The sequence below is a fragment of the Bacillus kalamii genome (assembly GCF_047238185.1).
Taxonomy (GTDB): Bacteria; Bacillota; Bacilli; order Bacillales; family DSM-1321; genus Bacillus_AD.
In genome coordinates, this window is record NZ_JBDFMI010000006.1 from 571,723 (window position 1) to 585,000 (window position 13,278).

A 13,278-nucleotide genomic window follows, 5' to 3' on the forward strand; every position below is an offset into this window, starting at 1 on the left:
CATCTGATGTAAACTTTTCTATAATAAAAAACAACTAGTGAATTATTTTCAGCCTAAATATCTACAATATCATAGACTTTTTTTGAACAAAAGTAAAAATCCATCGCCCTGCCGCTTTGTCCACAGAGATGAACGCTTTTTTTCTTTGCTTATTGTAACTTATCCACATGTGAATAACAATCTCTCGCCCTTGTTCACTCATCTTCATTTTGTGCAGATTAGCCTTTTCTTAAAACAAAGAAAAAACCTTTCCGGATTTTTTCCGGAAAGGTTTTTCATTTCTTTACTGATATCACTAAATGACGGTAAGGTTCTGTACCACTAGAGTGTGTTTCAATCTGTTTGTATTTCATCAATGCAGTATGAATTACTTTTCGCTCATATGAAGGCATAGGCTCAAGTGCAATTTCTTTTCTTGTTTTCAGCGCTTTTTGGGCCATCCGCTCAGCCAGTAGGACTAACGTTTCTTTTCGTCTGCTTCTATACTCTTCCGCATCAAGCATAATTGTCACGTGCTGCTTTGAGTAGCGATTAGCTACTAGCTGCGTTAAGTATTGCAGTGAATTCAATGTTTGTCCTCTTTTGCCAATTAAAAGAGCCAGTTTCTTTCCAGATAACGTAAAAGTGACAGTTCGGCCTTCCACTTTTTTATCAATTTGGACTTGAAGCCCCATTTGAGAAATGACTTCCTGAAGAAAATGTTCTGCTTCTTCAATCGGATCTGGCTTCATAATGGCTTTTATAGTTGCCTTACGGGAACCGAAAAGGCCAAACAGCCCCTTTTTTCCTTCATCGAGTATATTGATCTCTACCCGGTCTCTAGTTGCATTTAATTGAGCTAAAGCAATTTCTACTGCCTCATCGACACTATGGCCTGTAGCAGTTACTTCTCTCACTTTTTCGTTCCTCCCGCTTTACTGGTCTGTTTCCGTATGTCGGGCCCTTTAATAAAGAAAGTTTGGACAATCATGAAAATATTACCCACTACCCAGTACAGCGAAAGTGCCGCAGGGAAGTTAATGGCAAATACAATAATCATAATCGGCATCAACCATAGCATCATAGCCATTTGTGGATTTGCTTCCTGGCCTGCCATCATCATTTTTTGCTGAGCAAACGTGGCAACACCCGCTACGATCGGCAAAATATAATATGGATCCTTCTCTCCAAGGTCGAACCATAAGAAACTATGTTCTTTGATTTCTGCTGTACGCATAATTGCGTGGTAGAAACCAATCAGGATAGGCATTTGAATTATGAGTGGAAAACAACCTGCAAGCGGGTTGACTCCATGCTTTTGGAACAGTGCCATTGTTTCCTGCTGAAGTTTTTGTTGAGTGGCAGCATCTTTTGAAGCATATTTTTCTTTCAATTTTTGCATTTCTGGTTGAACAGCCTGCATTGCTTTAGTGCTTCTTGTTTGTTTAATCATAAGAGGCAGCAATAGTAGGCGAATTAAAATAGTAACGACAACGATTCCCAAACCGAAGTTATTGCCTAATGCGTGGGAAACGGTTGTGATGACGACTGATAATGGATATACGACAAATTCATTCCAAAACCCGGAACTTTTGTCTGTGATCGGCTGGTTAATCTCCGAACATCCCGAAAGCAGCATCATCAATGAAGCAATTGCAATGATAAGCAATATTCGCTTTTTCAAACGTCATTTCCTCCTTATTGCCTGGTACTTAGTGTATTTAAAAAATCAAAAAGCCCGGCCCCTTCCGTTACAGCCGGCAACAAGATGAAAACGGATGCAGTTACTGGGATGGCAACTACATATTCTATTTACACCCCATTGCCTGGAATGAAAGGAAAACATCCACTTAAGAAGTGTGTTTGTCCTTTTTAGGCAGGCTTTTTAATGCTTTTCCTCTTTTTAATACGTGTATTAGACTGCTCTTCACTTCATGGAATTCCATTTCAGAAGCAGGCTTTCTCGCAATGATGACATAATCGCTTTGCTTTTTGACCTGATCGTTGAGCTCCAGAAAGGCCTGGCGGATATAACGCTTGATCCGGACCCGCGTAACCGCATTCCCGATTTTTTTGCTCACGGACAACCCAATCCGAAAGAAGTCTTGGTCTTTTTTGGGCAAGATATACACGACGAATTGTCTGTTGGCAAATGATTCACCTTCATGAAAAACGAGCTGAAATTCTTCATTCTTCTTAATTCTAAATTTCTTTTTCATTTTTTACACCTTCAAGTATGACAATCTGCCTGGCAGCTACAAAATGTACCCAAATAGCTTTTTAACTGAAAAAAAACCACTGAGATGTGTCAGTGGCCTATGCAGATAATACTTTTCTTCCTTTACGACGACGTGCTGCTAACACTTTACGTCCGTTTTTAGTGCTCATACGTGCACGAAAACCGTGAACTTTACTGTGTTTACGCTTATTTGGTTGATAAGTTCTTTTCATTATATGACACCTCCCTGAGGATTGCAGTTAAAGACAGTCTTACTAATTATATAGATGAGATAGTAAAAATGTCAACTCCATTCCGAAAAACATTAAAAACAAAACTTCCCTCCCAAGATTTCTTTTTTATTGTTAGTATTCATCCACCCATTATTCCTCTTTTGGAGGACCAAAGAAATAGATCTGGAGATCAGAATATTTTTGCTCTAGTAGTTCCATTCTAATAAAAAACACGTCTTCAAACGTTATCCACAATCGTCCTTGAATACTTTTTTCGACATTTTTCATTATCCACAACATCTTTAGACAAGTTTTTCACATATTCCTATTTTGGTGATAAGTATTTTCCCACAAGCCTGCTCTTTGTGGATAAGTATGATTAATCGTTGCAACTCCACGAAATATTTGTTATTATATTTGTGTTTTCACTCTGAATAACTTTTTCGGCTCATTATGGTTATCCACAAACTGTGAATAACTTGTGGATAGTTATATACAACTGTTCATAACTACTTGTCCACAAGTAGCTTTTTTTGTCGAAAACTATGTTTTTTCTTATATATAGTTTATCCACAGCTTTTTTTAGGATAAGCTTATCTTTTACGCCTATTATTATTTCTTTCCTTAACAGATTATGTGCGTCAGCACTTTTCTATACTAAAAAAGATCGTAAAACCCTATATTCGTATTCGGCACAAAAACATGACTTATTGAAAAGGAGGGACAAATTTGGAGAACATCGATGCACTCTGGGACCAGGTGCTCCTGCAAATGGAGAAGAAGGTAAGCAAACCCAGCTATGAAACATGGTTAAAATCAACTAAAGCAACTTCTATCCAAGGGGATACATTAACCATAACAGCACCTAATGAGTTTGCTAGAGATTGGCTGGAAGGACGGTATACAAAGCTGATCTCAAATGTTCTTTATGAAGTAATAGGAGAAGAGCTATCTGTGAAGTTCATCATCCCGCAAAATAAAAATGAACAGGATGCCTCTAACGGGAAAACACCAAAAAAGTCAAACAAACATGATGAGGCTAATGATTTTCCCCAGCATATGCTTAATAAAAAGAATACATTCGATACATTCGTTATCGGCTCTGGGAACCGGTTCGCCCATGCCGCTTCTTTAGCTGTTGCGGAAGCTCCGGCAAAGGCCTATAATCCTTTATTTATTTATGGGGGTGTAGGTTTAGGGAAGACGCATCTTATGCATGCAGTCGGACACTATGTACTGGAGCATAATCCATCAGCCAAAGTAGTCTATCTTTCTTCTGAAAAATTTACGAATGAATTTATTAATAGTATCCGTGACAATAAAGCGGAAGACTTCCGCAATAAATACCGGAGCGTTGATGTACTGCTTATAGATGATATTCAGTTCCTTGCAGGAAAAGAATCGACACAAGAGGAATTTTTCCATACATTCAATACGTTGCATGAGGAAAGCAAACAAATCATCATTTCCAGCGATCGTCCTCCAAAAGAGATTCCTACTCTGGAAGACCGCTTGCGTTCACGTTTTGAATGGGGCCTTATTACAGATATTACTCCGCCGGATTTGGAGACAAGGATCGCCATTTTGCGGAAAAAAGCGAAAGCGGAAGGCCTGGATATTCCAAACGAAGTAATGCTTTATATTGCCAATCAAATTGATACAAATATTCGCGAACTTGAGGGTGCTCTCATTAGAGTGGTTGCCTATTCTTCTTTGATCAATAAGGATATTAATGCCGACTTGGCAGCTGAAGCCTTAAAGGATATCATCCCGAGCGCCAAACCGAAGGTCATTACCATCTACGAAATCCAAAAAGCCGTCGGGGAGCATTTCAATGTAAAACTAGAAGATTTCAAAGCGAAGAAACGGACAAAATCTGTCGCATTTCCACGGCAGATCGCGATGTATCTATCACGTGAACTAACAGATTCTTCGCTGCCTAAAATAGGGGATGAATTTGGGGGAAGAGACCATACTACCGTTATACACGCACACGAAAAGATTTCTAAATTGATTCAAACAGATCCCCAGCTTCAGCAGCAAATCAAAGAAATCAATAATCAGCTGAAAGTATAATCCACCTATTCAGGATAAGCGGTCTATCTTTTGCCTGCACAATTGCCAATTGAATAGTGTTAATAACTGCAGTCTATTTATACACAGTCTGTCCACATGTGGATAGACTGTTTTTCCTTAACAAAATGAAGTTATCCACATATTAACACGCCCTATTACTACTATTACTATTTTTTTAAAAAAATAATATAACAAGCTGTTAAAAAAATTAGGAGGTTCATTAAATGAAATTCATCATACAAAGAGACAAGCTCGTTGAAAGTGTTCAAGATGTTATGAAAGCAGTCGCTTCCAGAACAACTATTCCTATTTTGACAGGGATTAAAATTACAGCAACTTCTTCTGGAGTTACATTAACAGGGAGTGATTCGGATATTTCCATTCAATCAACCATTCCTTTAGAAGAAGAAGGAAATGAATTGGTTGAAATCAAACAACAGGGAAGTATTGTACTGCAAGCTAAGTTCTTCAATGAGATTGTGAAAAAGTTACCTTTGGATGATGTCGAAATTTCTGTCGAAAATGGATTTCAAACTATGATCCGTTCAGGGAAAGCTGAATTCAATTTAAATGGACTGGATCCGGATGAATATCCGCATCTTCCCCAAATTGAAGAAGAAAATATCATATGCATCCCTACCGACCTGCTCAAAACATTGATACGCCAAACTGTTTATGCAGTGTCCACGTCAGAAACACGCCCTATCTTGACAGGTGTCAACTGGAACATTGAAAATGGGAATATCACCTGTACTGCAACAGATAGCCATAGACTTTCTTTGCGCAAAGCAAAAGTTGAATCGAATACAAATGAAAATTACAATGTCGTGATCCCAGGCAAAAGCTTAACCGAACTAAGTAAAATTCTGGATGATACTCATAATTTGGTGCATGTAGTCATCACTGAAAATCAAATTTTATTTAAGACGAAACACTTATTATTCTTCTCTCGTTTATTGGAGGGCAATTATCCAGATACATCCCGATTGATTCCTTCTGAAAGCAAAACGGATGTGACGTTGAATACAAAGGATTTCCTTCAATCCATTGTCCGCGCTTCTTTATTGGGTGAAGGAAAAAATAATATAGTAAAACTGTCGACTTTAGGACAAACAGGCATTGAAATTTCTTCTAATATCCCAGAAATAGGGAAAGTGGTGGAAGAAGTGCAAATTCAAAGCATAACAGGAGAGGAATTGAAGATTTCCTTTAATGCCAAATTTATGATGGATGCACTAAGAGCTTTGGAAGGTACGGATATCCAAGTAAGCTTTACAGGCGCAATGAGACCGTTCGTTATTCAGTCCCAGCATGACGATTCGATGCTTCAATTGATTTTGCCGGTAAGAACTTATTAATCTAATTGAATCAAGTGCAATAAAAAAGCTGTCAGTTTGGGCTGGCAGCTTTTTGCATGCTTTGCAAATATCCCTTTATTTGGGGCATAGTAATACTCAGATATGCAAAAAAGAGTTTTCTTTGTGTATTGTCCGGTATTTTAGTAAAATTAAATATTAGAGATTATAAAGAAAGAGTGTATATACGTTATGAATAAAGTCGCTATATCAACTGAATACATTACATTAGGCCAATTTTTAAAAATAGCAGATATCATCGATAGCGGTGGGATGGCTAAGTGGTTCCTTAGTGAACATGAAGTATTTATTAATGGTGAACTGGATGTGCGAAGAGGCCGCAAATTAAGAAACGGAGATGTTATCGAAATCCCGCAATTCGGCAAGTTCGTTATAAGCGGAGAAGAATAAAAGGATCGATTGTATGTATATTGAATCGCTTAGAGTGAAGAATTACAGAAACTATGAAGATCTAGTTATGGATTTTGAGAACAAAGTCAATGTCATTCTTGGTGAAAATGCCCAAGGGAAAACGAATATCATGGAAGCCATATACGTTCTCGCAATGGCGAAGTCCCATAGAACTTCAAATGATAAAGATCTTATTCGCTGGGACGAAGAGTATGCTAAAATAGAAGGTAGGATACATAAACGGAACAGCACAATCCCTTTGGAATTGACGATTTCAAAAAAAGGGAAAAAAGCAAAGTGCAATCATATTGAACAGCAAAGATTGAGCCAGTATATCGGTAATATGAACGTTGTCATGTTTGCACCCGAGGATTTGCATTTAGTTAAAGGCAGTCCGCAAGTAAGGCGCCGATTCATAGACATGGAAATTGGACAAGTATCTCCCCTGTATCTCTATGAATATTCCCAATTCCAAAAAATCCTGCAACAACGCAATCATTATCTGAAAATGCTTCAGAGCAGAAAACAGACAGATTTAGCAATGCTCGACGTCCTGACAGAGCAATTTATTGAGTATGGAGTAAAAGTAATTGAAAAACGTTTCCAATTCCTGAAGCTTTTGCAAAAATGGGCCGAACCTATCCATAAAGGAATCTCCAGGGACTTAGAAACGCTTCAAATACAATATAAACCCTCTGTGGATGTATCAGATTCAATGGATTTGTCGAAAATGATAGATGAATACCAAGCTAAATTTGATAAAATAAAACAAAGAGAAATTGATCGTGGAGTTACCTTATTCGGTCCACACAGGGATGACCTTATGTTCATTGTCAATGGCCGGGATGTGCAGACGTTTGGCTCCCAGGGGCAGCAACGTACGACTGCCCTCTCCCTTAAACTTGCTGAAATTGAACTGATTTATTCAGAAATAGGCGAATATCCTATTTTGCTATTGGATGATGTATTGTCGGAATTGGATGATTTCAGGCAATCCCATTTATTGAATACCATTCAGGGAAAGGTACAGACGTTCGTCACGACTACAAGTGTAGAAGGAATCGATCATGCCACCCTTCGTGAAGCGGCCACATTCGAAGTAGTCCAAGGGAATATGAAGCAAGTTAAATAGGGGTGATACTATGTACATTAGTATAGGCGGGGACCATGTGATTAAAGTAAAGGACATTATAGCCATACTTGATCACCAAACTATACCGAAGTCCGATGGTACGGGCGGACTTCCGGCAGATAGCCTTGGAACCATCAATTTGGGCGGAGAACCCTGCAAATCCATCGTTATCACTGCCGGAAAAACCTATCTATCCCCCCTTTCCTCATCCACGCTTGTTAAGCGTTCAAAGCGAAATTCTTTATTGGCCAAGGAAACATAATTACTAGATTGATTCAAACAAACAATGAGTAACAGAATTGTATTTTAAATAAAAAGTGCAGGTGATACGGATTGGCTATGGATCAAAATTTAGATCAACAACAATCATATGATGCAAATCAGATACAGGTATTAGAAGGTCTTGAGGCAGTTCGAAAACGTCCGGGAATGTATATCGGTTCCACAAGCGGAAGAGGTCTACACCATCTTGTATGGGAAATTGTCGATAATAGTATCGATGAAGCGCTAGCTGGTTTTTGCGATCATATCGAAGTCATTATAGAAAATGATAACAGCATCACAGTTAAAGATAACGGACGCGGAATTCCAGTGGATATCCAGGAGAAAATGGGAAGACCTGCTGTGGAAGTCATCATGACAGTGCTGCATGCCGGCGGTAAATTCGGCGGCGGAGGCTATAAAGTATCAGGCGGCCTTCATGGAGTGGGGGCATCTGTTGTGAATGCCTTATCGACTTATCTGGAGGTTTTTGTCCACCGTGAAGGAAACATCTATTACCAAAAATATGAAAAAGGGGTACCGGCAGCAGATTTAAAAGTGATTGGCGAAACAGACCATACAGGTACTGTCATCCATTTCAGCCCTGATCCTGAAATTTTCACGGAAACGCTTGAATATGATTATGATACGCTGTCAACGCGTATTCGGGAATTAGCTTTCCTGAATAAAAACATTAAGATTTCAATCAGGGATATGAGAGATCCGCAGCGGGAGAATGATTATCATTACGAAGGCGGAATTATCTCCTATGTTGAGCATTTGAACCGCAGCAAAGAGGTCATCCATGAAGAACCGATTTCCATCAGCGGGGAACGGGATGGCATTACGGTTGAAGTTGCCCTACAGTACAATGAAGGATTCACCAGCAGCATCTACTCGTTTGCTAATAATATCCCGACGCATGAAGGCGGTACGCACGAAGCAGGATTTAAATCGGCACTGACACGCGTCATTAATGATTATGCAAGGAAGCAAGGGTTAATTAAGGAAAGTGATGCGAACCTTTCCGGTGAGGATGTGAGGGAAGGGTTAACAGGCATTATTTCTGTGAAGCACCCGGATCCACAATTCGAAGGGCAAACGAAGACCAAATTGGGGAATACGGAAGCGAGAACCATTACGGATTCCATTCTTTCCGATAAGCTTGAGAAATTCATGTATGAAAATCCGACAGTTGGGCGGAAAATTGTCGAAAAAGGCTTAATGGCTTCACGTGCACGTATGGCTGCCAAGAAGGCGAGGGAGCTTACAAGAAGAAAGTCGGCTTTGGAAGTATCCAGTTTGCCGGGAAAACTGGCTGACTGCTCTTCCAAGGATCCATCGATTTCCGAGCTTTATATCGTTGAGGGTGACTCTGCAGGAGGCTCTGCAAAGCAAGGCCGTGACCGTCATTTTCAAGCGATTCTTCCACTGCGCGGAAAAATCCTGAATGTCGAAAAAGCGCGTCTGGACCGTATTTTATCAAACGAAGAGATACGGACAATCATTACAGCGCTTGGTACAGGAATTGGCGATGAGTTCGATATTTCGAAGGCACGTTACCATAAAATCGTCATTATGACCGATGCTGATGTTGACGGAGCGCATATCCGTACGTTATTGCTCACATTCTTCTACCGTTATATGAGAAATATTATTGAAAGTGGATATGTATATATTGCTCAGCCGCCATTATATAAGGTTTCCCAAGGTAAAAAAGTGGAATATGCCTATAATGATAGACAGCTTGAAGAGGTTTTAAACACATTGCCTGAGCATCCAAAGCCAAACCTGCAGCGTTATAAGGGTCTTGGTGAGATGAACCCTGATCAGTTATGGGATACAACTATGAACCCTGATACCCGCTCTATGCTGCAAGTCCATTTGAGCGATGCTATAGAAGCGGATGAAACCTTTGAAATGCTAATGGGTGATAAAGTTGAGCCAAGAAGGAACTTCATCGAAGAAAATGCGGTCTATGTAAAAAACCTAGATATTTAAGGGAAGCAGGATAGATGAGGTCTATCCTGTCTTTTACATAATATGAATCGAAAAAAATGATAAGTGAATGCTTTCGAAGGAGGTTTGCTCCATGTCAGAGTCTAGAGTAACAGAGATTAATATTAGTAACGAAATGCGTACGTCATTCCTAGATTACGCCATGAGCGTAATTGTTTCACGGGCGTTGCCGGATGTAAGGGACGGCTTAAAGCCCGTACACAGACGTATTTTATATGCGATGAATGATTTGGGGATTACAGCCGATAAACCGTTTAAAAAATCGGCCCGTATTACAGGTGAAGTAATCGGTAAATACCATCCGCATGGTGATTCAGCTGTTTATTTCACAATGGTCCGGATGGCTCAGCCATTTAACTATCGCTATATGCTTGTCGAAGGGCACGGAAACTTTGGTTCGGTCGATGGAGACCAAGCAGCGGCTATGCGTTACACAGAAGCGCGCATGTCCAAGATATCCATGGAGTTAATCCGGGATATCAATAAAGATACAATTGATTATACGGATAACTATGATGGAGCTGAAAAAGAACCGGTTGTTCTGCCGGCCCGTTTCCCGAACCTATTGGTGAATGGTTCAGCGGGGATTGCCGTCGGTATGGCGACAAATATACCGCCACACCAGCTTGGTGAAGTAATCGATGGTGTTCTCGCCATAACACATAACCCTGATATAACAATAGATGAATTGATGGAATATATTCCAGGTCCTGATTTCCCGACCGCGGGCTTAATCCTTGGCCGATCAGGTATCCGTAAAGCTTATCAAACAGGGCGTGGTTCTATAACGCTGCGTGCCCGTGTTGAAATCGAAGAAAAATCAAATGGCAAGCAAACGATTATCGTTAGCGAAATTCCATATCAGGTAAATAAGGCAAAACTGATTGAAAAAATTGCCGAACTTGCCCGCGATAAAAAAATCGATGGGATCACTGATTTACGTGATGAATCCGATCGAAGAGGAATGCGGATTGTCATGGAAATCCGCAGAGACGCCAATGCCAACGTTATCTTAAATAATCTGTACAAACATACCGCTTTGCAAACAAGCTTCGGTATTAACCTATTGGCTTTAGTTGATGGCCAACCGAAGGTATTGAACCTCAAACAATGTTTAACGCATTATTTGGATCATCAAATGGTTGTTATTCGCAGAAGGACTGAATTCGAACTTCGTAAAGCGGAAGCAAGAGCCCATATCCTCGAAGGTTTAAGGATTGCACTTGACCATTTGGATGCTGTAATTGCCTTAATCCGGGGATCCGAGACAACTGATATTGCCCGTGAAGGCCTAATGAGCAACTTCTCCCTTTCCGAGAAACAGGCGCAGGCTATCCTCGACATGAGGCTGCAACGCTTGACTGGTTTGGAAAGAGAGAAAATCGAGAATGAATACCAAGCATTGCAAGAGCTTATTAGCGAATTGAAGGCTATCCTTGCCGATGAGCAAAAGGTCCTTCAAATCATTCGAGAAGAGCTGACTGAGATTAAAGAACGCTTTAATGATGCTAGAAGAACAGAAATTGTTCTTAAAGGGCTAGAAAGCATTGAAGATGAAGACTTAATCCCTGTTGAAAATATCGTAGTGACGTTAACACATAAAGGCTATATTAAACGTTTGCCGATATCGACCTATAAAAGTCAAAAACGGGGAGGAAAAGGCGTACAGGGAATGGGAACGCATGAGGATGATTTCGTAGAGCACTTATTGACTACGAGCACACACGATACGATTCTATTCTTTACGAATAAAGGGAAAGTATACCGTTCAAAAGGGTATGAAATCCCAGAATACGGACGTACAGCTAAAGGCTTGCCGATCATTAATCTATTGGAAATCGATAAAGGTGAATGGGTGAATGCTATTATTCCTGTCAGTGAGTTCAAAGAAGATAATTATCTATTCTTCACGACAAAGCATGGCATCAGCAAACGTTCTCCACTTGCTTCCTTTGCTAATATCCGTAATAACGGCTTGATCGCCCTTGGATTAAAAGAAGAAGATGAACTGATTTCCGTAAGACTGACGGATGGAGATAGAGATATCATTATTGGTACAAAAGACGGCATGATGATCCGTTTCCCTGAGAAGGATGTCCGTACGATGGGCAGAACAGCTACAGGTGTAAAAGGAATCAGTCTTCGCAGCGGAGACGAAGTAATTGGAATGGAACTCCTTAATGAAGGAGAAGAAATTTTAATTGTCACCCACAACGGATACGGAAAACGTACCAACGAAGAAGAATACCGCATCCAGAGCAGGGGCGGTAAAGGGATTAAAACATGCAATATTACAGATAAAACGGGTCATCTAGTGGCAATTAAAACGGTCACTGGAGAAGAGGATCTAATGATTATTTCGGCTGCGGGCGTCATTATCCGCATGACCGTCCGTGATATCTCCCAAACAGGACGTAATACACAAGGTGTTAAACTGATTCGCCTAGGTGAAGAAGATAATGAATATGTTTCTACAGTAGCAATCGTTGAACCTGAAGAAGAATCCGAGGACGCAGAAAATGAAGAGATGGTGAACGAGGAATCACAGGAAGGCACTGAAGAATAAAGAAGCTATATTCCGCCGCCCTAAAAGGCTGGCGGAATATTTTTGCTCTGTATTGACTAAATTTTTCGTCATCTTTTTAAATTGTATAGTTTTCCCAGCTTAAATGTTTTATCATAATAATACATACTAGATAAAGATTAGCCTAATTAGGGGTGGGGATTTTGAGAATCAAAATAAGCGATCTAACAGAAGGATGCATCCTTGAAAGGGATATCCAAATACGGAAGGATCGGCCGATTGCCTTGAAGAAAACGGTGGTGGACAGTCGGCTCATTGAAGTATTGAGTGCCTTTTTAGTTAAAGAACTAAATGTAGAAAAGTATATGGCCGATGGCAAACTTTTTACTCCTAAAGAAATGATCGACATTGGATACGCAGAAGAATCGTTCAAAGAGGTAAGTTTTCATACATCATATAAAGAGGCCGTGCACGAGTTCAAGAAACTGTTTCAAGGCTGGCAGGCTGGTGCTACGGTGGATGTGCCGGCAGTACGAAAAATTTTTGTCCCAATCTTAGAAAAGGCTCTATCAGCTGAAAATGAGATTTTTTCGTTGCATTGCCTATCCACTAAGGAAGACTATTTTTATCATCATGCTATTGCGGTGGGCATCATAAGCGGATATATTGCTAAAAAATTGTCCTATGACTTAGGAGATATTGTTCAGGTAGGTTTGGCAGGATGCTTGAGTGATGTTGGCATGGCAAAGGTTCCAATCCGAATACTGAAGAAGAATGATTCACTGTCATATGAAGAGTTCAAGGATGTTAAACAACATCCTATAAAAGGGTATCAAATGCTGCAGAAAAGTACCGGCCTCAAAAAAGAAGTAAAACTGGCCATTTTGCAGCATCATGAAAGATTAGACGGATCAGGTTACCCTAATAATAGCCAATCTGATAAAATCCATCCATACTCCCGTATAGTCGCAGTGGCTGATGTTTATCATGCGATGACTTCCGATAGAATATACAGACCAAAGCGTTCTCCGTTTCAAGTGCTGGAAATGCTGATGCATGATGAGTTCGGG

Annotated in this window: 12 protein-coding genes (1 of these 12 only partly in view); 8 read left to right on the top strand and 4 right to left on the bottom strand. The window is 40.1% G+C overall.

What is annotated here, in order from left to right:
- Positions 1-275: 275 nt before the first annotated feature.
- From jag to rpmH, 4 genes are all read right to left on the bottom strand, one after another.
- A complete protein-coding gene (gene jag / locus ABC357_RS20555; protein ID WP_412889438.1) occupies positions 276-896 on the bottom strand; it encodes an RNA-binding cell elongation regulator Jag/EloR in 621 nt (206 codons plus the stop codon).
- Complete coding sequence (gene spoIIIJ, locus ABC357_RS20560; RefSeq protein ID WP_412890086.1) at positions 893-1,621, bottom strand: YidC family membrane integrase SpoIIIJ; 729 nt, start codon at positions 1,619-1,621, stop codon at positions 893-895. The genes jag and spoIIIJ overlap by 4 nt, the downstream gene beginning before the upstream one ends.
- A 208-nt stretch (positions 1,622-1,829) precedes the next feature.
- On the bottom strand, positions 1,830-2,198 hold the full coding sequence (rnpA, locus tag ABC357_RS20565; RefSeq protein WP_412889439.1) for a ribonuclease P protein component: 369 nt from the start codon (positions 2,196-2,198) through the stop codon (positions 1,830-1,832).
- Between the two features lie 97 nt (positions 2,199-2,295).
- Positions 2,296-2,430, bottom strand: coding sequence for a 50S ribosomal protein L34 (gene rpmH / locus ABC357_RS20570; RefSeq protein WP_019243402.1), 135 nt, complete (start codon positions 2,428-2,430; stop codon positions 2,296-2,298).
- 729 nt (positions 2,431-3,159) lie between these two features.
- On the opposite strand from rpmH, the gene dnaA reads away from it, so the two are divergent.
- From dnaA to ABC357_RS20610, 8 genes are all read left to right on the top strand, one after another.
- Positions 3,160-4,506 carry a chromosomal replication initiator protein DnaA gene (gene dnaA / locus ABC357_RS20575; protein WP_412889440.1) on the top strand — a complete coding sequence of 449 codons (1,347 nt, stop codon included), beginning with the start codon at positions 3,160-3,162 and terminating at the stop codon, positions 4,504-4,506.
- Between the two features lie 224 nt (positions 4,507-4,730).
- Entirely contained in the window at positions 4,731-5,864 is a 1,134-nt protein-coding gene (dnaN, locus tag ABC357_RS20580; RefSeq protein ID WP_412889441.1) for a DNA polymerase III subunit beta, read from the top strand.
- A gap of 189 nt (positions 5,865-6,053) precedes the next feature.
- Entirely contained in the window at positions 6,054-6,272 is a 219-nt protein-coding gene (yaaA, locus tag ABC357_RS20585) for a S4 domain-containing protein YaaA (RefSeq protein ID WP_412889442.1), read from the top strand.
- Positions 6,273-6,285: 13 nt separating this feature from the next.
- Positions 6,286-7,404 (top strand): DNA replication/repair protein RecF, encoded by a 1,119-nt coding sequence (recF, locus tag ABC357_RS20590; RefSeq protein WP_412889443.1) that lies wholly within the window; start codon positions 6,286-6,288, stop codon positions 7,402-7,404.
- Positions 7,405-7,414: 10 nt separating this feature from the next.
- Positions 7,415-7,666 carry an extracellular matrix regulator RemB gene (remB, locus tag ABC357_RS20595; protein WP_412889444.1) on the top strand — a complete coding sequence of 84 codons (252 nt, stop codon included), beginning with the start codon at positions 7,415-7,417 and terminating at the stop codon, positions 7,664-7,666.
- A gap of 77 nt (positions 7,667-7,743) precedes the next feature.
- Positions 7,744-9,666 (top strand): DNA topoisomerase (ATP-hydrolyzing) subunit B, encoded by a 1,923-nt coding sequence (gene gyrB / locus ABC357_RS20600; protein ID WP_412889445.1) that lies wholly within the window; start codon positions 7,744-7,746, stop codon positions 9,664-9,666.
- 91 nt (positions 9,667-9,757) lie between these two features.
- The gene (gene gyrA, locus ABC357_RS20605) at positions 9,758-12,250 is read left to right on the top strand and encodes a DNA gyrase subunit A (protein WP_412889446.1); all 2,493 of its coding nucleotides are present in this window, start codon (positions 9,758-9,760) and stop codon (positions 12,248-12,250) included.
- A 161-nt stretch (positions 12,251-12,411) separates the two neighbouring features.
- Positions 12,412-13,278 carry the 5' portion of an HD-GYP domain-containing protein gene (locus ABC357_RS20610; protein ID WP_412889447.1) on the top strand. Its footprint extends 216 nt past the window's final position, so 867 of the gene's 1,083 nt are visible here — the first part of the coding sequence; the start codon lies at positions 12,412-12,414; the stop codon falls past the right edge of the window.